The sequence below is a fragment of the Rhodococcus sp. ACS1 genome, assembly GCF_002300155.1.
Taxonomy (GTDB): Bacteria; Actinomycetota; Actinomycetes; order Mycobacteriales; family Mycobacteriaceae; genus Rhodococcus_F; species Rhodococcus_F koreensis.
The window spans coordinates 302,753-326,201 of record NZ_NSDZ01000011.1 but is presented as its reverse complement, the minus strand read 5'-3'; the positions used below and the strand labels follow the sequence as shown (position 1 = coordinate 326,201).

At 68.1% G+C, this 23,449-nt stretch carries 21 protein-coding genes and 1 tRNA gene; 11 read left to right on the top strand and 11 right to left on the bottom strand.

The genetic code is table 11. The features are described from left to right. Positions 1–85: 85 nt before the first annotated feature. From CJ179_RS42935 to CJ179_RS42910, 5 genes are all read right to left on the bottom strand, one after another. Entirely contained in the window at positions 86–535 is a 450-nt protein-coding gene (locus CJ179_RS42935; RefSeq protein WP_083395677.1) for a thioesterase family protein, read from the bottom strand. A 22-nt stretch (positions 536–557) separates the two neighbouring features. Next, positions 558–1,472 (bottom strand): cutinase family protein, encoded by a 915-nt coding sequence (locus tag CJ179_RS42930; RefSeq protein WP_072942812.1) that lies wholly within the window; start codon positions 1,470–1,472, stop codon positions 558–560. 181 nt (positions 1,473–1,653) lie between these two features. Further along, entirely contained in the window at positions 1,654–3,105 is a 1,452-nt protein-coding gene (locus tag CJ179_RS42925) for a glutamate synthase subunit beta (protein ID WP_072942810.1), read from the bottom strand. Next, a complete protein-coding gene (gene gltB, locus CJ179_RS42920) occupies positions 3,098–7,696 on the bottom strand; it encodes a glutamate synthase large subunit (RefSeq protein ID WP_095865478.1) in 4,599 nt (1,532 codons plus the stop codon). Before gltB ends, CJ179_RS42925 begins: the two co-directional genes overlap by 8 nt. A gap of 306 nt (positions 7,697–8,002) precedes the next feature. Next, entirely contained in the window at positions 8,003–8,551 is a 549-nt protein-coding gene (locus tag CJ179_RS42910) for a TetR/AcrR family transcriptional regulator (RefSeq protein ID WP_095865477.1), read from the bottom strand. A 55-nt stretch (positions 8,552–8,606) separates the two neighbouring features. On the opposite strand from CJ179_RS42910, the gene CJ179_RS42905 reads away from it, so the two are divergent. The 4 genes from CJ179_RS42905 to CJ179_RS42890 all read left to right on the top strand — a co-directional run bounded on the left by CJ179_RS42905 (position 8,607) and on the right by CJ179_RS42890 (position 12,308). Further along, positions 8,607–9,629: an FAD-dependent oxidoreductase gene (locus tag CJ179_RS42905; protein WP_179377879.1), complete on the top strand. Its 1,023-nt coding sequence runs from the start codon at positions 8,607–8,609 to the stop codon at positions 9,627–9,629. 300 nt (positions 9,630–9,929) lie between these two features. Beyond that, positions 9,930–10,796, top strand: coding sequence for a glycoprotein (locus tag CJ179_RS42900; protein WP_095865475.1), 867 nt, complete (start codon positions 9,930–9,932; stop codon positions 10,794–10,796). A 70-nt stretch (positions 10,797–10,866) separates the two neighbouring features. Continuing rightward, entirely contained in the window at positions 10,867–11,544 is a 678-nt protein-coding gene (locus tag CJ179_RS42895) for a hypothetical protein (protein ID WP_095865474.1), read from the top strand. Then, positions 11,541–12,308: a hypothetical protein gene (locus CJ179_RS42890; RefSeq protein ID WP_095865473.1), complete on the top strand. Its 768-nt coding sequence runs from the start codon at positions 11,541–11,543 to the stop codon at positions 12,306–12,308. Before CJ179_RS42895 ends, CJ179_RS42890 begins: the two co-directional genes overlap by 4 nt. A 371-nt stretch (positions 12,309–12,679) precedes the next feature. Here CJ179_RS42890 and CJ179_RS42885 read toward each other — a convergent pair whose 3' ends face one another. Further along, positions 12,680–13,075: an SRPBCC family protein gene (locus CJ179_RS42885; RefSeq protein WP_174705503.1), complete on the bottom strand. Its 396-nt coding sequence runs from the start codon at positions 13,073–13,075 to the stop codon at positions 12,680–12,682. A gap of 113 nt (positions 13,076–13,188) precedes the next feature. On the opposite strand from CJ179_RS42885, the gene CJ179_RS42880 reads away from it, so the two are divergent. Continuing rightward, complete coding sequence (locus CJ179_RS42880) at positions 13,189–13,584, top strand: VOC family protein (protein WP_095865684.1); 396 nt, start codon at positions 13,189–13,191, stop codon at positions 13,582–13,584. Here CJ179_RS42880 and CJ179_RS42875 read toward each other — a convergent pair. The 4 genes from CJ179_RS42875 to CJ179_RS42860 are packed head-to-tail and all read right to left on the bottom strand — an operon-like array spanning position 13,574 to position 15,865. Next, a complete protein-coding gene (locus tag CJ179_RS42875; protein ID WP_095865472.1) occupies positions 13,574–14,257 on the bottom strand; it encodes a helix-turn-helix domain-containing protein in 684 nt (227 codons plus the stop codon). The genes CJ179_RS42880 and CJ179_RS42875 overlap by 11 nt on opposite strands. A 46-nt stretch (positions 14,258–14,303) precedes the next feature. Next, entirely contained in the window at positions 14,304–14,765 is a 462-nt protein-coding gene (locus CJ179_RS42870; RefSeq protein ID WP_072942794.1) for an RDD family protein, read from the bottom strand. Next, on the bottom strand, positions 14,762–15,415 hold the full coding sequence (locus CJ179_RS42865) for a hypothetical protein (RefSeq protein WP_095865471.1): 654 nt from the start codon (positions 15,413–15,415) through the stop codon (positions 14,762–14,764). Before CJ179_RS42865 ends, CJ179_RS42870 begins: the two co-directional genes overlap by 4 nt. A 54-nt stretch (positions 15,416–15,469) precedes the next feature. Further along, positions 15,470–15,865 carry a DUF6292 family protein gene (locus tag CJ179_RS42860; protein WP_095865470.1) on the bottom strand — a complete coding sequence of 132 codons (396 nt, stop codon included), beginning with the start codon at positions 15,863–15,865 and terminating at the stop codon, positions 15,470–15,472. 272 nt (positions 15,866–16,137) lie between these two features. On the opposite strand from CJ179_RS42860, the gene CJ179_RS42855 reads away from it, so the two are divergent. Further along, positions 16,138–16,584, top strand: a complete 447-nt coding sequence (locus CJ179_RS42855; protein WP_072942788.1) for a hypothetical protein — start codon at positions 16,138–16,140, stop codon at positions 16,582–16,584. Between the two features lie 81 nt (positions 16,585–16,665). On the opposite strand, the gene CJ179_RS42850 is transcribed toward CJ179_RS42855, so the two are convergent. Next, positions 16,666–16,751: transfer RNA gene (locus tag CJ179_RS42850), tRNA-Leu, on the bottom strand. Positions 16,752–17,006: 255 nt separating this feature from the next. Between CJ179_RS42850 and CJ179_RS42845 the strand changes: the two genes are divergently transcribed. The 5 genes from CJ179_RS42845 (at position 17,007) to CJ179_RS42820 (ending at position 23,448) form a co-directional block, all read left to right on the top strand. Beyond that, positions 17,007–18,305, top strand: coding sequence for a DUF3662 and FHA domain-containing protein (locus tag CJ179_RS42845; protein ID WP_072942786.1), 1,299 nt, complete (start codon positions 17,007–17,009; stop codon positions 18,303–18,305). A gap of 256 nt (positions 18,306–18,561) precedes the next feature. Continuing rightward, complete coding sequence (locus CJ179_RS42835) at positions 18,562–19,026, top strand: FHA domain-containing protein (protein WP_005249074.1); 465 nt, start codon at positions 18,562–18,564, stop codon at positions 19,024–19,026. Continuing rightward, entirely contained in the window at positions 19,023–20,510 is a 1,488-nt protein-coding gene (locus tag CJ179_RS42830; protein WP_072942784.1) for a PP2C family serine/threonine-protein phosphatase, read from the top strand. Before CJ179_RS42835 ends, CJ179_RS42830 begins: the two co-directional genes overlap by 4 nt. After that, positions 20,510–21,964: an FtsW/RodA/SpoVE family cell cycle protein gene (locus CJ179_RS42825; RefSeq protein WP_009476773.1), complete on the top strand. Its 1,455-nt coding sequence runs from the start codon at positions 20,510–20,512 to the stop codon at positions 21,962–21,964. The genes CJ179_RS42830 and CJ179_RS42825 overlap by 1 nt, the downstream gene beginning before the upstream one ends. Further along, the gene (locus CJ179_RS42820; RefSeq protein WP_095865469.1) at positions 21,961–23,448 is read left to right on the top strand and encodes a penicillin-binding transpeptidase domain-containing protein; all 1,488 of its coding nucleotides are present in this window, start codon (positions 21,961–21,963) and stop codon (positions 23,446–23,448) included. The genes CJ179_RS42825 and CJ179_RS42820 overlap by 4 nt, the downstream gene beginning before the upstream one ends. Position 23,449 lies beyond the last annotated feature (1 nt).

Sequence of the window (23,449 nt, the reverse complement as noted above, 5' to 3'; positions counted from 1 at the left end):
GTCAGGGGGTGGGCGCCTGCACCCAGCCGGCCCCCGACGACTTCCGCACGTGAGTGGGAAAGCGTGCCGGAACACACTTTGCCGCTCACGTACGGGACCAGCGGGCCAGGTACTCGCGCTCGGTGGGAGTGATGCGGCGTAGCCGCTGGGCGTCGACATCCGCGACGGCCATCTGCGTGGTCGCGGTGACGGCGGGCGGGTCGGTGATCGGGGTACGCGCGCCCCGGACCTCGTAGCCGATGGTGAAGTCGACGGCCCGGTGCTTCGCGATCCACATCGTGACCCGGAGCGGACTGTCGGAATGCCGCAACTGTCCCCGGTACCGCACGTGGATGTCGGCGATGAACGCGCTCGTGATGAGCGACGAGTTCTCGCTGCCCTCGCTGAGCAGCCAGTCGATCCGGGCCTCTTCGAGCAACGTCACCATCCGCGCATGGTTGATGTGCTGAAAGGCGTCCATGTCGGACCACCGGACGGTCACGAAGGCGTCGTAGCCGACGACGGCGGCAGGGGAGTCGGTCACGATGGACATCATCCCCTGCCGCCGTCGGTGGAACTCACGCGCTGTCGCGCAACCAGTTCCTCAGCCACGTGGTGGCCGGCGTACCCGAACCGTCGACCGCGTAGCTGGTGTAGTCCTGGTGGGCCTGCGACTTGTAGAACTGCTCCAGCTCGTCGATCCGCTTCTCGTTGTGCTGCTCGTCCAGCTGAGCCATCAGCGCGGGCACACCGCCGACCGCGAGGATGTCGTTCCAGATCGCGAGCGCTTCCTGCTGGTAGCGGCCGAACAGGTTCGGCGTCGGATCCGACGTCTGCGCGAGGAACCCGGCGAGCCGCGTCACGAAGTCTTCCTTCGGCGTGGAGCAGTACAGGTCGCCGTACGCGCAGAAGGTGCGTGTGTTCTGGCTGACCCAGCCGAACCCGCCAATGCGGGGACCACCGGCGCCGCTGCCGGCGACGGCGGGGCCGACGAGGGCGTCGGTCGGCGACCGCCGCGGATCGGAGACGAGTCCGACGGCCGCGATCTTGTCGGCCGGGACGACACCGAGTCCGGTGCCGATCTCGGCGGCGAGATCACCCGCGGCGTCGGCGCCCTGGCTGTAGCCGATGATCGACAGCTTGGTATCGGGGCACTGCTGCGACATCGACGACAGCATGCCCTTGGCATTGGTGACCGCCTGCGCCTTCGAGCGCCCGTACACGTCCGACTCCCACGGGAAGGCCGTGGCGGCGTACGTGACGTAGTCGGTGCGGATCGACGACGGCAGGCCGTTCGTCACCGCGGACAGCAGACCCGGAGTCGGCCTGACATTGGCGTTGGTGGACGTTTCCCACGTCCCCGGAATGGCGACCACGTACAGGCTCGGGCAGGGGTCCGCGGTGGCTACTGCGCTCGTACCCATCACCCCCGACGCCACCGGGATGGCCGCGGCAGCGGCCACTGCGGTCAAGAATGCGATAACCCGTCTCATTGCCATGGCATCAACCTGTTCTCCCCTTCGCCGTCCGGCAGACGGGATGCTGCCAGGACGACGTGACCTAAAGATGCACGATCGGTAAATGAACGTTACCGACCGAACGTGACCCCCGCACGATAAACCGGCACCCCGGTAGGAAAACCTACCGGGGTGCGGATTGAACTGGCGGTTACAGCTACCGCTGCGGGGCGGTGGTGGGCTCGATCGGAGACGGCAGCGCCGTCTTGCCCTCGAGGTACGCATCGACCGCTGCGGCCGCGGAGCGACCCTCGGCGATGGCCCACACGATCAGCGACTGTCCGCGTCCCATGTCGCCGGCCACGAAGACGCCGTCGACGTTGGTGGCCCACTTCGCGGAGCGGGCGACGTTGCCGCGCTCGTTGAGGTCGACGCCGAGATCGGTGAGCAGGCCCGGCTTCTCGGGTCCGACGAAGCCCATCGCCAGCAGGACGAGGTCGGCTTCGAGCTCGAAGTCCGAGCCCTCGACCTTCTCGAAGCGACCCGACTTCATCTCGACCTCGTGGGCCTTCAGTGCGGTCACCTTGCCGTCGGCACCGACGAACCGTTCCGTGTTCACGGAGAAGAGGCGTTCGCCGCCTTCCTCGTGAGCGGACGCGACGCGGTACATCAACGGGTACGTCGGCCACGGGGTGTGCTCGGCGCGGGTCTCGGGCGGTCTCGGCATGATCTCGAACTGGTAAACGCTCTCGGCACCCTGACGGTGCGAGGTGCCCAGGCAGTCCGCGCCGGTGTCGCCGCCGCCGATGATGACGACCTTCTTGCCCTCCGCGGTGATGGTCGGCTGCTCCAGATCGCCGAGCTGCACGCGGTTGGCGATCGGCAGGAACTCCATCGCCTGATGGATGCCGTCCAGCTCGCGGCCGGGGATCGGCAGGTCGCGGGCCTCGGTGGCGCCGCCGGCCAGGACCACGGCGTCGAACTGCTCGCGCAGTGCGTCCGCGGTGATGTCGACGCCCACGTTGACACCCGTCTTGAAGACGGTGCCCTCGGAGTTCATCTGGTCCAGACGGCGGTCGATGTGCCGCTTCTCCATCTTGAACTCGGGGATGCCGTACCGCAGGAGCCCGCCGATGCGGTCGGCCCGCTCGAACACGGTGACCATGTGCCCGGCGCGCGTCAGCTGCTGCGCTGCAGCGAGACCCGCGGGACCGGAACCGACGACGGCGACCTTCTTGCCCGTCGAACGCGTCGGGTGCACCGGCTTGACCCAGCCCTCGTCGAAGGCGCGGTCGATGAGCTCGACCTCGACCTGCTTGATGGTGACGGGGTCCTGGTTGATGCCCAGGACGCACGACGCCTCACAGGGTGCGGGGCACAGCCGCCCGGTGAACTCCGGGAAGTTGTTGGTCGCGTGCAGACGCTCGATGCCGTCGTGCCACCGGTCCTTGTACACCAGGTCGTTCCACTCGGGAATCAGGTTCCCCAGCGGACAGCCGTTGTGGCAAAACGGGATACCGCAGTCCATGCACCGGCTGGCCTGAGTCTTCAGGGTGTCCGACGAGAACTCCTCGTAGACCTCGTTCCAGTCGAGCAGACGCAACGGCACCGGCCTGCGAACCGGAAGTTCGCGTGACGTGTGCTTCAGGAAGCCGCTTGGATCACCCACGAGCTGCCTCCATCACTGCCTCGTCCACGTTCTTTCCATCCTTCTTCGCGGCCTCGATGGCCAAGAGCACCTTCTTGTAATCGCGGGGCATGACCTTCGCGAAATGATTGACCTGCTGCGACCAGTCGGAGAGGATGCGCGCGGCAACCTCGGAGCCCGTCTCGTCGCGGTGACGCTCGATGGCGGACTTCAGCCAGGTGAAGTCGTCACCCGTCAGGTCCTCGAGATCCACCAGTTCGGTGTTGAGGTTGTCCTCGAACGCCTTGTCCGGGTTGTAGACGTACGCGACGCCACCGGACATGCCGGCACCGAAGTTGCGTCCCGTCGCACCGAGGATGACGACCTTTCCGCCGGTCATGTACTCGCAACCGTGGTCGCCGACACCTTCGACGACGGCGGTGGCACCGGAGTTGCGGACCGCGAATCGCTCGCCCACCACACCGCGGAGCAGAGCCTCACCGCTCGTGGCACCGAACAGGATCACGTTGCCGCCGATGATGTTGTCCTCGGCGACGAACCCGGGCGCGGTCTCCAGCGGCGGGCGCACCACGAGGCGTCCACCGGACAGGCCCTTGCCGACGAAGTCGTTGGCATCGCCGTGCAGGCGCAGGGTCATGCCCTTGGGGACGAACGCACCGAAGCTGTTACCGGCCGAACCGGTGAACGTGATGTCGATCGTGTTGTCCGGCAGTCCGTCGCCGCCGTACGCCTTCGTCACCTCGTGGCCGAGCATGGTGCCGACCGTGCGGTTGACGTTGGTGATCGGTGACTCGAACGTGACCTTCTCGCCCTTGTCGAGAGCGTTGCGGCTCTGGACGATCAGCTGCTGGTCGAGCGCCTTGTCCAGGCCGTGGTCCTGGGTGCCCGTGCAGTACAGGTCCTGGTCCATGAACGCCGACTCGGTCTCGTGCAGGATCGGCGACAGGTCGAGGTTACCGGCCTTGCTGCCCTTCCAGTGCTCGAGCGCCTTCGTGGTGTCGAGGACGTCCACCTGCCCGACCGCCTCGTCGAGGGTGCGGAAGCCGAGCTCCGCCAGCAGCTCGCGCACCTCTTCGGCGATGAAGAGGAAGAAGTTCTCCACGAACTCCGGCTTGCCGTTGAACCGCTTGCGCAGCACCGGGTTCTGCGTCGCGACACCCACGGGGCAGGTGTCGAGGTGGCAGACCCGCATCATGATGCAACCCGACACCACCAGCGGGGCGGTCGCGAAACCGAACTCCTCGCCACCGAGCAGCGCGGCGACCATGACGTCGCGGCCCGTCTTGAGCTGGCCGTCGACCTGCACGACGATGCGGTCGCGCAGACCGTTGAGCAGCAGCGTCTGCTGGGTCTCGGCGAGGCCGAGCTCCCACGGGGCGCCCGCGTGCTTCATCGATGTCAGAGGGGTGGCACCGGTGCCACCGTCGTGACCGGAGATCAGCACAACGTCCGCGTGTGCCTTGGACACACCCGCGGCGACGGTGCCGACACCGACCTCGGACACCAGCTTCACGTGGATCCGGGCCTGCGGGTTGGCGTTCTTCAGGTCGTGGATCAGCTGCGCGAGATCCTCGATCGAGTAGATGTCGTGGTGCGGCGGCGGCGAGATCAGTCCGACGCCGGGCGTGGAGTGCCGGACCTCGGCCACCCACGGGTACACCTTGTGCGCCGGCAGCTGGCCGCCCTCACCGGGCTTCGCTCCCTGCGCCATCTTGATCTGGATGTCGGTGCAGTTGGTCAGGTAGTGCGAGGTGACACCGAAGCGTCCCGACGCAACCTGCTTGATCGCGGACCGCCGCCAGTCGCCGTTCTCGTCCGGGGTGAAGCGGGCCGGGTTCTCGCCGCCCTCACCGGAGTTGGAACGACCGCCGAGGCGGTTCATTGCGATCGCGAGCGTCTCGTGCGCCTCGGCGGAGATGGAGCCGTAGCTCATCGCACCGGTCGAGAAGCGCTTGACGATCTCGGTGGCGGGCTCGACCTCGTCCAGCGGGACGGGCTCGCGCACACCCTTCTTGAATTCGAAGAGGCCGCGCAACGCTGCGAGGCGCTCGGACTGGTCGTCGACCAGCTTCGTGTACTCCTTGAACACCTCGTACTGCCCGGTGCGCGTGGAGTGCTGGAGCTTGAACACCGTGTCCGGGTTGAACAGGTGGTACTCGCCCTCACGACGCCACTGGTACTCGCCGCCCACCTCGAGCTCGCGGTGCGCGCGCTCCTCGGGACGGTCCAGGTACGCGTTGGAGTGGCGGACCGCGACGTCGGCGGCGATCTGGTCGAGACCGATGCCGCCGAGGCTGGACTGCAAGCCGGTGAAGTACTCGTCGACCAGGTCCTGCGACAGGCCGATGACCTGGAACAGCTGGGCGCCGGTGTAGGACGCGAGGGTGGAGATGCCCATCTTGGACATCACCTTGAGCACACCCTTGCCCGCGGCCTTGATGTAGTTCTGGATGGCCTTGTCGAGGCTGACACCCTGCAGTTCGTTGTTCTGCACCGCCTCGTCGACGGTCTCGAACGCCATGTACGGGTTGACCGCTGCCGCACCGAAGCCGATGAGGAGCGCCATGTGGTGCACCTCGCGGGCGTCGCCGGCCTCGACGATGAGGCCGACCTTGGTGCGGGTCTTCTCACGCACCAGGTGGTGGTGCACGGCCGAGGTCAGCAGCAGCGACGGGATGGGCGCGTACGTCTCGTTCGACTCACGGTCGGACAGGACGACGAGGCGCGCACCGCCGGCGATGGCCTCCGACACCTGGTAGCGGACGTCGTCGAGGGCCTTGCGCAGACCCGCTCCGCCCTCGGCCACCGGGTACAGACCGCGGACGATGACGCTGCGGAAGTTCGGGAATTCACCGTCGTCGTTGACGTGAATGAGCTTCGACAGGTCGTCGTTGTGCAGGATCGGCTGCGGCAGGAAGATCTGCCGGCAGGACTCCGCGGTGGGGTGCAGCAGGTCGTGCTCGGGGCCGATGGTGCCGCCGAGGCTGGTGACGACCTCCTCGCGGATGGCGTCGAGCGGCGGGTTCGTGACCTGCGCGAACAGCTGCGAGAAGTAGTCGAACAGCATCCGCGACCGCGAGGACAGCACGGCGATCGGGGTGTCGGTACCCATGGAACCGAGAGCCTCGGCACCGGAGATCGCCATCGGCTTGACGAGGAGGTTGACCTCTTCGTTGGTGTACCCGAACATCTGCTGACGCAGAACGACGCGCTCGTGCGACATGTAGGTGTACGGGCGGTCCGGCAGGTCGTTCATGTGGGTCAGACCCTGGTCGAGCCACTCCTGGTAAGGGTGCTCGGCGGCCAGTTCCGACTTGATCTCGTCGTCGCTGATGATGCGACCCTCAGCGGTGTCGACGAGGAACATGCGGCCGGGCTGCAGCCGGATCTTCTTCACGACGGTGGCCGGGTCGATCGGCAGGACGCCGACCTCGGAGGCCATGACGACGAGGTCGTCGTCGGTGACCCAGAGGCGGGAGGGGCGCAGGCCGTTGCGGTCCAGGACGGCGCCGATGACGGTGCCGTCGGTGAAGCACACCGACGCCGGTCCGTCCCACGGCTCCATGAGCGACGAGTGGTACTGGTAGAACGCCCGGCGTGCCGGGTCCATGCTCTCGTGCCGTTCCCACGCTTCCGGGATCATCATCAGCACGGCGTGCGGCAGGCTGCGGCCACCGAGGTGCAGCATCTCCAGCACCTCGTCGAACCGCGCGGTGTCGCTGGCGCCCTTCGTACAGACGGGGAAGATCTTCTCGAGTTGATCGCGTCCGCCGAAGATGTCGCTGTCGATGAGCGCCTCACGGGCACGCATCCAGTTCTCGTTGCCGGTGACGGTGTTGATCTCACCGTTGTGGGCCACGCGCCGGAACGGGTGGGCCAGCGGCCACGACGGGAACGTGTTGGTGGAGAAGCGCGAGTGCACGAGGCCGAGGGCCGACTCGAGGCGCTCGTCCTGCAGGTCCAGGTAGAAACCCTTGAGCTGCGGGGTGGTGAGCATGCCCTTGTAGACGAACGTCTGGCTCGACAGGCTCGGGAAGTACACGGTCTCGCGACCGGGGCCGTCCTTGCCTGCGCCTTCGCTGCCCAGTTCGTGCTCGGTGCGCTTACGGACGACGTAGGCGCGGCGTTCGAGGTCCAGGCCGGTGAGGGCGTCGTTCTCGCTGCCGATGAAGATCTGCCGGAACGTCGGCATGGCGTCGCGGGCCAGGGCGCCGAGCGACGAGTCGTCGGTCGCGACCTCACGCCAGCCGAGAACCTTCAGGCCCTCGCTCTCGACGATCTTCTCGACGGCTTCGGCGGCGCGCTGCGCGTCGGCCTTGCTCTGCGGCAGGAATGCGATGCCGGTGGCATACGTGCCTTCCGCGGGCAGCGGAAAGTCGACCACGGCGCGGAAGAACTTGTCCGGGACCTGGAGGAGGATGCCGGCGCCGTCACCCGTGTTGGGTTCGGAGCCCGCGGCACCACGGTGCTCGAGGTTCACCAGCGCGGTGATCGCCTTTTCGACGATGTCCCTGCTGCGGCGGCCCTTCATGTCCACGACGAACGCGACACCACAGGAGTCGTGCTCGTTCGACGGGTGATACAGCCCCTGGGGGCCTGGAAGTTGCTTCATACCTAGCCTTCGTATGCCAAAAGATGCACCGACGACCAGCAGCGCTGATGGCCATCAACTTGCAATGCAGGTGCCGTCACGACGTGCTCGGCACCACCGATCGGCTATCGCCCTTTTGCAGCACGCTGGGTGTGGTCCTCGCACCAGGCGACGTGGCTTTTCGGTCGGGTCGGACTTTCGTGGGTCCAACGTGTAACGAAAACGATAATTCAGAACCCCTGACGAAACACAACTTAGGTTGGCCTATTTACCCTCTGAACTGGGCATTGTCGAGGGCGGACCTCGTCCGACTGCACTGAGTACATGTTAAGTGAGCGCGCCGAGGACCGCTGTAATTCCCGCAGTCGGATCGAAATCGAGATCCGGGACGGTGAGCTGGTGAAGGATGAGACCGTCCAGGTAGTCGGTGATCACGACGGCGTCCGAGGCGGGGTTTTTCGAACCCACGAGTTCCAGCATGTCCGCGCCCCATTCCACGAGGGCGCGCCGTGCCGATCCGATCTTCGCGTCGAGCCCCGACGTGACGGAGGCCTCGACGAAGAGCGCGTATCGCGCGCCCGTGCGGACCCGGTCCGGACCGGTGGAGAATCTCACGAACGCGACCAGCGCGTCGACCAGCGCATGCTTGCTGTCGGGGCGGAGATGCGCGAACTTTTCCCAGTCCTCCCGGTCCCGTTCGACGAGCCGGGTGACGATCCCTTCGAGCAGTGCGCCCCGGCTGCGGAAGTAGTTGGACGTGGACCCCTGCGGCATTCCGGCCAGTTCGTCGACGCCGCGGTGCGTGAGGGCCCGTACCCCCTTCGTGCCGAGAAGCGCAATGGCGGCGTCGAGCACCTGCTCCCGTTTGTCTGCCATGACACCGACACTACATCGGTAGTAAATTCACTACACCCGTAGTAGCGTGATGGTCATGACGCACTCCGCAGCAGTCCTCGGCGGCGGCATCGGCGGGCTCGCCGTCGCCCGCTACCTGTCCCGCGCCGGCTGGCACGTCGACGTCTTCGAGCGTGCCGACACCCTGCCCACGTCGGGCACCGCACTCGGCATGTGGCCGCAGGCCCTCGACGCGCTGGACGCGATCGGCGCCGGCGATCGGGTGCGCACGCTGGGATCGCCGCAGCACCGCGGCTCGCTCCTGCGCCCCGACGGATCCGTGATCGGCACCATCGACAACCGCGACCGCACCGCCTACCTGCTGTCGCGGCCCGCCCTGCTGGCCACGCTCGCCGAGACGCTGCCCGACGGCATGATCTCGTTCGGCACCCCCGCTCCCACCCTCGACGCGCTGACGGACCGCGACGTCGTGATCGGCGCGGACGGTCTGCGCAGCCCCACCCGCACGCAACTGTTCGGCGAGAAATTCGAGCCACAGTATGTAGGAGCCACCGCCTGGCGCGGCTGGGTGCCCGGACATCGCGACACAGTCAGCGAAACCTGGGACACAGACGCACTTTTCGGCATCACCCCGCGCGACGGCGAACTCGTCAACTGGTTCGCGTGCATCCGCACCGACGCCGGGCACCCCGGCGGCCTCGACTTCCTCCGGTCCCGGTTCGGGAGCTGGCACGCCGACGTGCGGGCAGTACTGGATGCGGCCACCCCCGACGCGATGCTCCACCACGACCTGTACGAGTCGCCGGCCCTGCCGTCGTACGTGTCGGGCACCACGGCGCTGCTCGGCGACGCCGCCCACGCGATGGCGCCGAACCTCGGCCGCGGCGCGTGCGAGGCCCTCGTCGACGCCGTCACGCTCGGCCGATTCCTCACCGCCGACACCGACATTCACACCGCGCTGCGCCGCTACGACCGCACGCGGCGGCCCGCGACCCGGCGGCTGGTGCGTGGATCGCGCGCCATGTCCGCCGTCGCGATGACCGGCCGCCTCCGTCCGCTGCGCGATCTGACGGTGAGGCTGGCCGCGGGCCTGGCCTGACCGGAATCCGGGGGCGCGGGAACGGTTGCCCGTCTGGTACTTTGCCGCGGTAGGGGGAAGAGAAAGAACCGGGGGCGGTCATGGGGGCGGTGAACGACGGCTGCGGCAGTGCGCCGGCAGCACGGACGGATCTCATCAGGGAAACAACACATCCACCGTGTCGGTGGAGGCATTCTGCTGTGCTCGCTTCCCTCTTTCGGTGCCTCTGATCTGCATCTCTCTTGCGTTTGCTTCGTCAGCGCCAGTCCGTTCGATCAACCATGTCCGTTCGACTTCAGGAGTCACGACTTGAGAATCCGCATGCACGCTCTGGCCGCCGCGATCTCGGTGTCCGCCGCCGCTCTGCTCGGGGCCGCGACGGCACACGCCGCTCCGGCCACAGCGCCGTCGACGTCGCAGCCTGGCGTCACCGATCCCTCGACGCCGCCCACCACATCGCAACCCGGCGTGACGGTCCCGTCCACACCGCCCGGCACGTCCCAGCCGGGTGTCACCGACCCGACGGCCCCGGCCACGACGCCGCCCGCTCCCCCGCAGGCGCCGCTGGCGGTCCCGGGCGCCGAGACGGCCGCCCCCGCAGCACCCGACCTGGCACAGGGCGAGGCTCCGGCGGAACCGGCACCCGCGGCGCAGTCCGTGCCCGCCGAGCAGGCCGCCCAGTCCGCGACCGTGTGGATCGACCCCGACGACATGCCGAAGTCGCACCAGGCACCCGTCGCCCCCGCCCTGCCCGTGCCGAAGCCGGTGGTCGAGGTGAACGCGGCCGCCGACACGCTGGTCGGCGCGGTGCCGGTGGCCGTCAACGGCCGCCAGTACGGCAACCCCGAGGGGTACGTCGGGACCATCGGTTGGCGGGTCGGTGACGCCACCGGCACCGCGGGCGTCGCCGTCGACCCGTCCTCGCCGACCGCCGCCACCGTCTCCGCGTTCTCGGCCGACTCCAACGCCGAGCACCCGACGAACTGGTCGGCACCCGTCGACGTCACACAAGTCGCCGCCGTGATCGCGGACGCCGCCGACCGGTCCCCGGCGTTCGGGCAGCTGGTGCAGACGATCGCGTCCCTGCCCGCACCGCAGCTCCCGCAGCTGCAGTCGACCGACAGCGGTCCGGCGACCACCACGATCGGCGGCGTGAACGTGCGCAGCCAGGCGACGCTGCACGTGTGATCCGATTCCCCCGCGCGGAGCCGTCAGGGGTGGGCTCCGCGCGGGGGAATGAGGTGTGGAGGATTCAACTGTGACAGAACCGCCGAACAGGGCAGCCCTCGACCGCTTCTCGCACTGGTACCCGCCCTTCCCGTCGGCCGCGGCACCGACGGTTCCCGTCGCGGAGCCCGAACCCGAACAGCTGCCCCCTCCCCCCGCGCCGACATGGCTGGCGCCAGGCGACGAACCCGATCCCACCCCGCCCGTCCGGGACGGTCGCGGCAAGCGGAAACTCGCGGTCGCCGGAGCCGCCGCAGCGGTGATCGCCGTCGTCGTCGGTGGGGTCGCCGTGTTCGCCTCCACTTCCGGTGACGCGCGCGGAAACCCGGTCGCCGCAGGATGGTGCACCGCATCCCGCGACGGTGCGACGGTGGTCGGCAACGGTCCCGGCGGGACCTCCGACGGCGTCGCCGCGATCCTGGCCTTCGATCACGCCTACTACGTCGCACGAAGCGGCGCGAAGGCCCGCGAGGTGGTCGCTCCCGACGCGCCGCTGGGGTCCGCCGAGACCATCCAGGGCGGCATCGACTCGCTGCTGCCCGAAGGCACCGAGCACTGCCTCTCCATCACCGAAACCGAACCCGGCCACTACGCGGTGACGCTGTCGGAACTGCGACCGGACGGGTCGACGAAACGGTACGAGCAGGTCGTGACCACCGCGGACCGCGACGGTCGCACGTACATCACATCCATTGGAGACGCGAAGTGACCGACCCACTGCAGCAAGCACTTCCGGTGTCGACCCTGGTTCTCGGGGCGTGCGGAGGAGCAGGCGCCACCACGACGACGCTCGGGCTCGCCAACACCGAGGCGGCCCGCGGCGGTGCGGTCGTCGCCGTCGACGCGACTCCCGCGGGCGGCGATGTCGCCGAACGCGGCGCCGACGCCGTGCTGTCGGTGAGTGGCCTGGAGCAGCTGGTGGCCGCCGGCCCCGTCGCGGACGACGTGTTCGACGAGTACTGCTCCCGCACGAGCGCCGGGACCCGCATCCTGAACCGCATCGGCAACCAGACCGCGGCTGACCGTGAATTCCACACTCTCACAGTGGCACTGCGTGCTCGCAGGGTGAGTGCCGTCCACGACCTCGGTCACCGGTTGCGTGCCGCGTACCTCGCGCCGCTGCTGGCCACCCCGTCGCCCATCGTCCTCGTCGTGCCGTGCCGGGCCGACGCGTTCAACCGCCTCCGGTCCGCACTGCAGTCGATCGGCGACACGCTCGGCGAACCCGGACTCGCCCGCACCGTCGTCACCGTGTCCAATCAAGACTCCACCGGTTGGCAGGTGGATCTCGACCTCCTCCGCGAATACCTGGGCGGACAGGTATGGGGCGTCGAGACCATCCCCTACGACGAACACCTCGGCATGGGAATCGTCATCGAACACGGCAAGCTCGCACCCGAAACCCGGGCGGCGTACCAGCGCGTCGCCGCAGCGGCAACGGCCGTGGCCGAAGGTCGTAAGGAACGAGTCTGAGCGCGGCACGTCCAGTACCCTTCCGGGCCGGGAGGACATTCGACATCAGGGGGCTGTCTTGGGGGGAACCCGTTCGGCGCTGCTCCTCATCCCGGGCCGAATTCAACTCGCGAAATCGCACTAAATGCCTTCAACATGCTGATCGACATGCAAAACCAAGCGGTTACCATCGAGGACGAACTCGACGTCGAGCGATCGACAGAGGTCCCTCTCGCTCAGATGCGCGCCATTCTCACCGCCAAGTGATTCCATTCGGTTCGAGCTGAGCCGCTGACATCCGCACACGAATTTGCCATTTGCGCCCGCAATTGCGTGAGATTCTGGCTAATCGGTGTGCAAACGCAACAACAAGCGACTACAGCGCGACCGCCTCATGCCTCCAGCAATTCCTTCAGCTTCTGGAGGTCGGCGGTGACGGTTGCGGCGTCCTGCGCGAATTCTTCGGCGCTCACGCCGTCGCGTCGCCGGATGGTGAAGACGACTTCGCTGTGGTCGCCGTCGGGGATGACGCGGACGGGGTTGTAGACGGTGTCGCCGCCGGGGAGGGTGACGTCGTGGTCGAGGATGCCGTAGTCGTTGGCAGGCGCGAAGGTCACGGCGACCTGGCCCATCGGGGAGTCGGCGAGCCAGCGGTCGCCGTCGCGGGTGATGGTGCTGCTGAGGCCGGCCGCCCAGGCGGGGAGGTTGGCGGGGTCGCTCGCGTACGCGTACACGTCGGCGGCGGTCCGGGCGATGAACACACTGACATGGGTTGATTCGGTGGTCATGACTCCCAGCATCCCCGCTGCACGACCCGGATGATTGAAGAAATCGGACCCCCGGGTGCGCGATGTCCGAAACCTTCAATGCGGGTCCGCCCGAGATCGTTAGCGTTCTGGACATGACCGCAACATTCAGTGCCATCGAACTGGTCGTCCGCGACCTGCCCACGTCGCTCGCGTTCTACCGGCGGCTCGGACTCGACATTCCCGCCGACGCCGATCAGGCGCCGCACGTCGAATTCGAACTTCCGGGTGGGGTCCGCCTGCTGTGGGACACGATCGAGACCATCCGCTCGTTCACCCCCGACTGGACCGAACCTTCCGGCGGGCATCGGATCGCGCTCGCCTTCGACTGCGGGACCGCTGCCGGCGTCGACAATCTCTTCGACGAGATCACGGGCGCCGGGTACAACGGCAAGAAGAAGCCGTGGGACGCACCGTGGGGGCAGCGCTACGCCACCGTCGACGATCCCGACGGCAACTCCGTCGACCTCTTCGCCGCGCTCACGCCGTGACGAGCTGACCGAACGTGCGGCCCGTCAACTCCTGGGCCTCCCGGATCAGGTGGGCCTGGTCGGCGAACCCGGCCATGCCGGCCGCCTGCGCAGCGGGAATGGCCGACCCCGCCAGCCCGACCGCCGACTGCAACCGGAGGATCCGGGCCAGCATTTTCGGCCCGTAACCGAACTGCCGTCGGCACAGGCGGTGCAGTTGACGCTCGCCGACACCGATTCCGTCCGCGACGTCGCGGACGGAGGCCTGCTGCTGCAGAAGTCGCACGACCACGGAGATTCTGCCGTCCGACGGCGGCCCGAGGAGCCGGCGTGACCGCGCGAACTCCTCGAGTGCCCGGCCGGGGTCGGCGGCGTCGGCGATCCTGCCGAGGAATTCTGCGGTAGCGCGGTCGCTCAGCACGTCGGCGAGCGGCACCCGCTGATTGATCAACTCCTCGGCCGGGGTTCCGAGAAGATCCGGCAGAGTGCCCGGGGAACAACGTAACCCGACGTAGTGGTCGCCCGCTCGGCTGCGAGTGAGATACGGGCGGGAGTCCGGGCCGGCCACGACGACGTCGCCGTTCATCCAGATGAGGTCCATGCAGCCGTCCGGCAGGATCGCCGCCTCACCGCCGGCCGCCGTCTTCTGCCACACGACGGCGCCGGGAAACACCGACCGCCGCTCCGTATACATGACCCCATGCTAGGCAGCCCCTACGACAATCTGCCGGGGTGCGCGGTCAGGCGCCCGGCTCGCCGACGTGCAGATCCGGCTCCCAGTCGTAGACGACGGCGGTCCGCAGCAGAATGTCCTGCAGCGACCGGCGCCGGCCGTCTACAGCCGCCCACAGCAACCCGAACCCGAACATCACGCACAGCACCGCGCGGAGAAGGGCGCGCAGCCAGCCGATCAGTTCACCGTTGCGGCTGACCACCCGCAGCCCCATGATCACGGCGCCGACGGTGCGGCCGCTCACCGCCCAGCACGCGGTCAGGTACAGCACGGCCACGCCGATGAACATGCTGACGGAGAGCAGGGCACTGGCGTCGGGAAACGTGAACTCCTGCGGGGAGAACAGCAACCGCACGAACAGTGCGCCCACGTAGATTCCGCCCATCACGGCCATGACGATCGCCAGATCGATGCCGCAGGCCAGACCCCGGGTGACGATCCCGGCGGCGCGATGCGCCGGGGCGCTCATGCATCGTCCGGTTCGTGCCCGCGCCCGAACAACTTGCCGACGAACCCGGCGACGGCGTCGTCGGCCTGCATGCCCTGGGTGCGCACCCCGCGGACCGCCTCGTTGGACATCGAGTCGGTCGATTCACGGATGATGCGCGGGAGGTCGACGCCCTCGATCACGGTGTCGGCGAGCACGACCAGGTCGACGCGTCCGATGACGGAATCCACATCGACGCGGTCGACGATCGCATCCACGTCGACCCGCGCGGCGACGGCGTCGATGTCGACGCGATCGAGGATCTGCGGAATGTCGACCCGGGCGGCGATCGCGTCCACGTCCACCCGGTCGATGATCCGCTGGATGTCGATTCCCTCGGCGACGACGTCGAGGTCGACGTGATCACGCACGATCGTCGTGAGGTCCACCTCCTGAAGAGCGACCTGCACGACCTTCCGCAGCACCGCGTGCAGCACCCGGTCCGCGAGTTCGTCGGCGCCGCGGAGTGTCTCGGTGCCGCGTTCCTCGAGGGTGACCAGAACGGGGTCGACTCCCGGCAGGCGTCGCGCCGTGTCGATGCCGAATCCGATCACGCGCTGCAGCGCGCCGCCGGCGGTCGCGGCGGCGCCGACCGCGAGGTGCAGCGGATCGGGGGCTCTCCTGCCGTCCATATTCGCTATCCAAGCCGGTCGACGCCGGGGCCGCACGGGTTCCCGCGAACTGGGTCACCCGCGAGGAGCGCCGGGGCCGTGCACGATTCGCGGGGCGGGCTGTCCGGACGCCCGCTGAGGGGCCCAGTCGGCGAGTTCGGTGAGCATCTCGGCGACCCGATCCGAGCACAGTGCGGGATCCGGGGCCGGTCCCAACCCGAGCGCCTCGACCACCAGAACGTTGCCCTGCGAGAGTCCGTGGACCCCGAGCGACCACCCGAAGTGACGGTTCCAGGCCAGGACCGCCTTCCGGCCGCGGTAGTAGGGGATCTCGCTGGAAAGGGTCACAACCACGTCGAACGCTGGGGTGAACCACCAGTCGACCGACAGGGCCTCCACCATCGTCGCGACGGAACCGACGTACTCACCGACATTCGCCGAGCTGGTGGCCCGGACCTGGCTGATGCTCATCTACAACCCACTCTCGACGTTCGCAGAAACCGAGCGGAAGAAGCCGGACGGCAGGTTCACACTCGAGTCATTCGTCACGAACCGCCGGGGGGACGGGTTCGGTCCGGATGGGCCGGAGGGTCGCGACGTGGCTTCCACTCCATCGTCGGGCTGCGCCGACCACCCGGGTAGGCACCCTGGGGTGGGGATGACACCACCCCGGCGGGCCCGTCGGCTAACGGATTCCGGTGCCGTACCGACAAGAGCAACGTACGGACCCGAAGGAGTAGTCGATGACCCACAGGTTCCTCACGATTCTCGCCGGAGCGGCCGCCGTCGCCGCGACGGTGGTCACCGTCAGCGCCGCACCCGCCCAGGCCGAACCCACGGCCGACTGTCACACCGCCACCACGCCCACGTCCGGCACCTCGCACTGCACGGCGCAGGACGTGCCCGCCGGCAGGACCGCCGTGCACATCGGGACGGTCGAGTGCTTCGGCCTGACGCCGCGGGCGATTCCCGGCCCCGGAGGTGTGTCGCACATTCCCTGGATCCAGGGCTACCGCCGCGACGGCGTGTGGGTTCCGGCCGGGACACCGTCCACCGGATCGTGCGTCGCCGGTTACGGCGCCCCGTGGTGGGAGGTCGGCGTCTCGACGGGCGCCTACACGACCTGCGGACTGCAAGAAGGGATCGTCACGTACGTCAGCGTCGCCTGCAATCCGATCCGCCCCCAGTAGGCACCGGTACGGCCAACGAAACGAGGCCACGAACTCCGTGGAGTTCGTGGCCTCGTTCTCGCGATTCCGAAGAATCGCATGTGGTGGGCGAAGGGGGACTTGAACCCCCACGTCCCGAAGGACACTGGCACCTGAAGCCAGCGCGTCTGCCATTCCGCCACTCGCCCGAGCGACCCGGAAACATTAACACGAGGTCGCCAGAAATCACGATTCGTACAGGTCAGGACCCGAAACGGCGACAAAAACACCCGTCCAGGCAAAGACCGATATCATGCAAGGGCGTAGACCCGTGTCATGGCTCGAGGCAATGACAGTACCGTGGGATCCACGCACGGCAGTGGCGCGACACGGACGTGTCTTGTCACGGCTGCCGCGCACCGAGGACAGAAGGCCCGACCGACAGGCACCGTGAGGAGGTTCCGATGGGGATAGTTCAACGTTTCGAGCGGAAGCTCCAGGGAGCCGTGGGTGACGCGTTCGCCCGGGTCTTCGGCGGTGGTGTGGTGCCGCAGGAGGTGGAGGCCGCGCTTCAGCAGGAAGCCTCCGACCGGATCCAGCAACTGGACGGTGGGCACCTGCTCGCGCCGAACAGCTATGTCATCGCCATCAACAACTCGGACCACGAAGAACTTGCCGCCGACCGCGAGTTGACGGTCAAGGCCTTCGCCCGACACCTCGAAGACTTCATTCGCGACCAGGGCTGGCAGACGTATGGTCCCATTCATGTCGCGTTCGAACCGTCGCCGTCACTGCACACCGGGCAGTTCCGCACCCGGGGTTCGGTGGATCCGGACGCCGGCCGCCAGGGTGCGGCCACGCCGGGGCGACCCGAACCGCCACGCGGTCCCGCACCGCGACCACAGGCACCGTTTGTACCCGTCACGTCGAATCCAGGAGCTGGCCCCATGACGCAGAACTCAGGCTACGACCCCAGCCGCGAACCAGCGGGCAACCGCAATCCCGACCCGCAGTACGCGCGCAACGGTCATGCCCATGCGGGTCAGGACCAGCGGTACCCGCAGGGCTACCAGAACGGTTACGACCGCGGCGGCTACCAGCAGGGCGGCTACGACCAGCAGCAGTACCCTGACGACCAGCGCGGCGGGTACCCCCAGGATCAGGCCTACGGTCAGGCATACGACCAGGGCGCGCAGGCCCCCGGTTACGAGCAGCCCGCGGACGCCGGTTACGACTACCAGCAGGGCGGCTACCAGCAGGACTACCAGGGCGGCTACGACCAGCAGGCTCCCGCGCGCTACCCGGACGGCTCCTACGCCGACGCCGGCTACCAGCAGCCGCAGGGCTACGACCAGGGTTACGACCGCGGCGGCTACCAGCAGGGTGGCTACGACCAGCAGCAGTACGACCAGCAGGGGTACGCCGACTACGACCAGGGCGGCTACGGCCAGCAGGCGTACGCACCGGACGGGCACACGTTCACGGCGACCCTGCAGCTCGAGGACGGCAGCGGACGCCACTTCCAGCTGCGTGAGGGCAACAACATCATCGGCCGCGGCCAGGAGGCACAGTTCCGCCTGCCCGACACCGGTGTGTCGCGCCGCCACATCGACATTCGCTGGGACGGTCAGGTGGCGATGCTGTCCGACCTGGGCTCGACCAACGGCACCACCGTCAACGGTGCGCCGGTGCAGGACTGGCAGCTGGCCGACGGAGACATCATCCGGGCGGGTCATTCGGAGATCCTGGTCCGAATCCTCTGAGGCTCCACCGAGTTGGGACCCCGAAGACACATCGCCGAGACCCGAACCCGAACTCCCTCGCCGAGACACAACCGAGACGGCTTCGATACTGGACCGACATCGCGTCGGAGCCCGTGTCGGACGTAACACGGTGGGGACTCCGTATCGTTGTGGGCTGTCCGTATCCTGATCGCAGGGTGCGGGTTGCCCCTATGATGCTGCGAGAAAAAGACGCCGGAATCTCGACTGTTCCGGCCACAGAAGGAGGTGGACTGCCGTGCAAGGTTTGATTCTGCAACTCACACGAGCAGGTTTCCTGCTCCTGCTGTGGCTGTTCGTCTGGACCGTCCTGCGGGCGTTGCGTGGCGACATCTACGCCGGCTCCGGCGTCCGTGTGCCGCCCCGATATTCGCGCAGCGGCAATGTTCTGCCGTCGCTGGGGAAGACGAAGACGGCCAAGTATCTGGTGGTGACGCAGGGCGGCCTCGCCGGCACGCGCATCACTCTCGGCACTCAGCCCGTCCTCATCGGCCGGGCCGACGACTCCACGCTCGTCCTCACCGACGACTACGCATCCACCCGCCACGCTCGGCTCTCCCCGCGAGGCGCCGACTGGTACGTCGAAGACCTCGGCTCGACCAACGGCACGTACCTGGATCGCGCCAAGGTCACCACATCTGTCCGCGTGCCGCTCGGTACCCCCGTACGGGTCGGCAAAACGGTAATCGAGTTGCGCCCGTGACCCTCGTACTCCGCTATGCCGCCCGCAGCGATCGTGGCCTCGTCCGTTCCAACAACGAAGATTCGGTGTACGCCGGGGCCCGCCTGCTGGCGCTCGCGGACGGCATGGGCGGTCACGCGGCCGGTGAGGTCGCGTCGCAGTTGATGATCGCGGCCCTCGCGCATCTCGACGACGACGAGCCCGGCGAAGACCTGCTCGGCAAGCTGGAGGCCGCCACCCGCGAGGGCAACGACACCATCGCCGATCACGTCGAGGAAGACCCCGAACTCGACGGCATGGGCACCACGCTCACCGCAATCCTGTTCTCCGGCAACAAGCTCGGGCTGGTCCACATCGGCGACTCCCGCGCCTACCTGCTCCGCGACGACTCCCTCGCACAGATCACCCGGGACGACACGTTCGTGCAGTCGCTGGTCGACGAGGGCCGGATCACCGCCGAGCAGGCGCACACCCACCCGCAGCGCTCGCTCATCATGCGCGCCCTCACCGGCAACGAGATCGAACCGACGCTGACGGTCCGCGAGGCCCGCGCCGGCGACCGCTATCTGCTGTGCTCCGACGGACTGTCGGACGTGGTCAGCGACGAGACCATCGAGAACACGATGCGGGAGGGCTCGCAGGACGAGTGCGCCGACCGGCTCATCGAACTCGCCCTGCGCAGCGGCGGCCCGGACAACGTGACGGTCGTCGTCGCCGACGTCATCGACCTCGACTACGGGCAGAGTCATCCCATCGTGGCCGGTGCCGCCTCCGCCGACGACGAGGAGGACGCGCCGCCACCCAACACGGCTGCGGGACGTGCCGCGGCGATGCGTCCGCCGCGTGCGACGCCGAAGCGGGTGGTCCCGCAGGTCGAGGAACCGCCGACGAAGAAGAAGCGTCACCGCATGTGGTGGGCTGCGCTCGCGCTCGGTCTGATCGTCGTGGTCGCCGTCGCTGCCTTCGTGGGGCGGGCTCTGGTCCGCAACAACTACTACGTCGGCGCCGACGGCGAACGCGTCACCGTGCTGCGCGGAGTTCCCGGTTCGGTGCTCGGTTACTCGCTACAGGAGGCGAACCTGGTCGGCTGTGTCAGCGACTCCGGCGACCTGACGTTGATGTCGCCCACCGAGGCACCGAACGGGTGCACCATCCTCGAGGTCGACGACCTCCAGCCGTCCGCCCGTGAACAGGTGCGTGCCGGGCTGCCCTCGGGCAAGCTCGACGACGTCCGCAACCAGATGACGCGGCTCGCGCAGAACGATCTGCTTCCGGTCTGCGAGTCGGAGTCGGCCACCACGACGACGACCACCCCGGCACCGAGTCCAGTTCCGACGCCGGCACCCGCGCCCGTCCCGGAGACCACGGCGCCCGCGCCCGCACCCGCTCCCGCTCCCCCGGCAGCGTTGCCGGCACCGGAGACACCTGCACCCCAGACCCCGACCGCCACCCCGGCGCCGACCGTGACCCAGGTTCCCGGTCAGAACTGCAGGACGGCTAGCTGATGTCGGTCGCAAGTGCATCACCGGGGGCGCAGTTTCCCAGTCCACCCGGCGGGTTCGCGCCAGCCCCCGTGCAGTCGACGCGCCGGGGCACCGAGCTGATCCTGATCGGTTTCGCGATCCTGATCACCACGATCTCGCTGGTGCTGGTGGAGGCCAGCCAGGAACAGAGCATCACCTGGGACCTCGCCAAGTACGCCGCCGCCTACTCGGCGCTGTTCCTGATCGCGCATCTCGCGGTGCGCCGGTTCGCGCCGTACGCCGACCCCCTGATCCTGCCGATCGTCGCGCTGCTCAACGGACTCGGCCTGGTGCTGATCCACCGGCTCGACCTCGCCGACGCACAGTCCGCCGCCTACTTCGGGCTGCCCGTCCCGTCGCCGGACGCCAACCAGCAGGTGCTGTGGACGACGCTGGCCATCGCCGGTTTCGTGGCCGTGCTGGTGCTGCTCAAGGACTACCGCCTCCTCGCCCGCTACAGCTACACCCTGGGCCTCGCCGGACTGGTGTTCCTCGCCATCCCGGCGATCCTGCCGTCGAGCTTCTCCGAGGTGAACGGCGCGAAGATCTGGATCCGCCTCCCCGGCTTCAGCATTCAGCCCGGCGAGTTCGCGAAGATCCTTCTGATCATCTTCTTCGCCTCCGTCCTCGTCGCGAAGCGCGACCTGTTCACCACCGCGGGCAAGCACGTGTTCGGCATCGACCTTCCCCGTGCCCGCGACCTCGGGCCCATCCTCGTCGCGTGGATGGTGTCGGTGGGTGTGCTGGTGCTGGAGAAGGACCTCGGCACGTCGCTGCTGCTGTTCAGCACCGTGCTCGTGATGCTCTACATCGCCACCGAACGCGTCGGATGGCTGCTCATCGGTGTCGGACTGCTCGGCATCGGTTTCTTCTTCGCGTACCAGTTGTTCGGCCACGTCCGGGTCCGGGTCAGCACCTGGCTCGACCCGCTGGCCGACTACAACAACACCGGCTACCAGATCTCGCAGTCGCTGTTCGGGCTCGCGACCGGTGGCGTCGCGGGGACGGGGCTCGGCAGCGGCAGGCCCGCCCAGGTGCCGTTCGCGAAGACCGACTTCATCGTCGCGACGATCGGCGAGGAACTCGGACTCATCGGTCTCGCCGCCGTCCTGATGCTGTTCCTGATCCTCGTCATCCGCGGCCTGCGCACCGCACTCGCCGTCCGCGACAGCTTCGGCAAGCTCCTCGCCGCCGGTCTGTCGTTCACGATCGCGGTGCAGGTGTTCGTGGTGGTCGGCGGCGTCACCAAACTGATCCCCCTCACCGGTCTGACCACGCCGTTCATGTCGTACGGTGGGTCGTCCCTGCTCGCCAACTACCTCCTGCTCGCGATCCTCATCAAGATCTCCGACGCTGCCCGTGAGCCGGCCGTCCCGAAGAAGAAGGGCCCCGCACCCATCGCCGACGCCCCGACCGAGATGGTGCCGCGCTCATGAACACACCGCTGCGTCGTGTCGCGATCGCCGTCATGGTGATGGTGGTCGCCCTCCTCGCCAACGCCACCTACGTCCAGGTCATCAAGGCGGACAACCTGCGGGCCGATCCGCGGAACTCGCGCGTGCTGCTCGACGAGTACTCGCGTCAGCGCGGCCAGATCTCGGCCGCCGGGCAGGTGCTCGCGGCATCCGTGCCGACCGACGACCGCTACAAGTACCTGCGCACCTACCCGCCGAACCCGGCGGCGCCGTCGAGCCCGCTGGCCAACGCACCGGTCACCGGTTTCTACTCCATGCAATACGGCAGCACCGGACTCGAGCGGTCCGAGGACCCGGTCCTCAACGGTTCCGACAACCGGCTGTTCGGGCGTCGCTTCTTCGACCTCGTGTCCGGACGCGACCCGCGCGGCGGCAACGTGGTGAGCACCATCAACCCGGTGATGCAGCAGGTGGCGTACGACGAGCTGACCGCGAAGGGCTACACCGGTTCGGTCGTGGCGATCGAGCCGAGCACCGGACGCATCCTCACGATGGTGAGCACCCCGAGCTACGACCCCAACTCGCTCGCCAGCCACGACGGCACCGAGACGACGCAGGCGTGGGAGGCCCTGAACGCCGACCCGGAGAAGCCGCTGATCAACCGCGCGGTGTCGCAGACGTACCCGCCCGGTTCCACGTTCAAGGTGGTGGTCACCGCCGCCGCGCTTGCCGCCGGAACCACCCCCGACACCCAGCTGACCGCGGCCCCGCAGATCACCCTTCCCGGCACGTCGACGACGCTCGAGAACTACAACGGCTCCACCTGTGGCGGCGCACCCACCGCGTCGCTGCGGGAGGCGTTCGCGCGGTCCTGCAACACGGCGTTCGTCGAACTCGGTATCAAGACCGGAACCGACGCCGTCGGCGACCAGGCCAGCGCACTCGGCATCGGCGGGCAGATGCCCGGCGTCCCGTTCCCCGTCGCCGACAGCACCATCGGGTCGATCCCCGACGACGCCGCGCTCGGCCAGAGCAGCATCGGCCAGCGTGACGTGGCGCTCACCCCGCTGCAGAACGCGATGATCGCGGCTACCGTCGCCAACGGTGGAGTGCGCATGCAACCACAGCTGGTGTCGGAACTGCAGGGCCCGGACCTGTCCAACCTCGCGACCACCAACCCGGTGTCCGAAGGCCAGGCGATGTCGTCCCAGGTGGCGGCTACCCTGACCGAGCTGATGATCGGTTCCGAGAACAACACCAGCGGCGAGGGCAAGATCCCGGGCGTCCAGATCGCGTCCAAGACGGGCACCGCCGAGCACGGAACCGACCCACGGAACACCCCGCCCCACGCCTGGTACATCGGATTCGCACCCGCCCAGAACCCGACCGTGGCCATCGCGGTCATCGTCGAGGACGGCGGAGATCGTGCACTGGCCGCAACCGGCGGCTCGGTGGCTGCACCTATCGGCCGTGCCGTCATCGCAGCCGGACTACAAGGGGGCTGAT

Coding starts and splice junctions, on each gene's coding strand:
- CJ179_RS42910 (WP_095865477.1), bottom strand. CDS start 8,551: ATGGCAGACAAACGGGAGCAGGTGCTCGACGCCGCCATTGCGCTTCTC.
- CJ179_RS42825 (WP_009476773.1), top strand. CDS start 20,510: ATGTCGGTCGCAAGTGCATCACCGGGGGCGCAGTTTCCCAGTCCACCC.
- CJ179_RS42880 (WP_095865684.1), top strand. CDS start 13,189: ATGACCGCAACATTCAGTGCCATCGAACTGGTCGTCCGCGACCTGCCC.
- CJ179_RS42885 (WP_174705503.1), bottom strand. CDS start 13,075: ATGACCACCGAATCAACCCATGTCAGTGTGTTCATCGCCCGGACCGCC.
- CJ179_RS42845 (WP_072942786.1), top strand. CDS start 17,007: ATGGGGATAGTTCAACGTTTCGAGCGGAAGCTCCAGGGAGCCGTGGGT.
- CJ179_RS42900 (WP_095865475.1), top strand. CDS start 9,930: ATGCACGCTCTGGCCGCCGCGATCTCGGTGTCCGCCGCCGCTCTGCTC.
- CJ179_RS42865 (WP_095865471.1), bottom strand. CDS start 15,415: ATGGACGGCAGGAGAGCCCCCGATCCGCTGCACCTCGCGGTCGGCGCC.
- gltB (WP_095865478.1), bottom strand. CDS start 7,696: ATGAAGCAACTTCCAGGCCCCCAGGGGCTGTATCACCCGTCGAACGAG.
- CJ179_RS42905 (WP_179377879.1), top strand. CDS start 8,607: ATGACGCACTCCGCAGCAGTCCTCGGCGGCGGCATCGGCGGGCTCGCC.
- CJ179_RS42935 (WP_083395677.1), bottom strand. CDS start 535: ATGATGTCCATCGTGACCGACTCCCCTGCCGCCGTCGTCGGCTACGAC.
- CJ179_RS42860 (WP_095865470.1), bottom strand. CDS start 15,865: ATGAGCATCAGCCAGGTCCGGGCCACCAGCTCGGCGAATGTCGGTGAG.
- CJ179_RS42855 (WP_072942788.1), top strand. CDS start 16,138: ATGACCCACAGGTTCCTCACGATTCTCGCCGGAGCGGCCGCCGTCGCC.
- CJ179_RS42820 (WP_095865469.1), top strand. CDS start 21,961: ATGAACACACCGCTGCGTCGTGTCGCGATCGCCGTCATGGTGATGGTG.
- CJ179_RS42875 (WP_095865472.1), bottom strand. CDS start 14,257: ATGTATACGGAGCGGCGGTCGGTGTTTCCCGGCGCCGTCGTGTGGCAG.
- CJ179_RS42930 (WP_072942812.1), bottom strand. CDS start 1,472: ATGAGACGGGTTATCGCATTCTTGACCGCAGTGGCCGCTGCCGCGGCC.
- CJ179_RS42870 (WP_072942794.1), bottom strand. CDS start 14,765: ATGAGCGCCCCGGCGCATCGCGCCGCCGGGATCGTCACCCGGGGTCTG.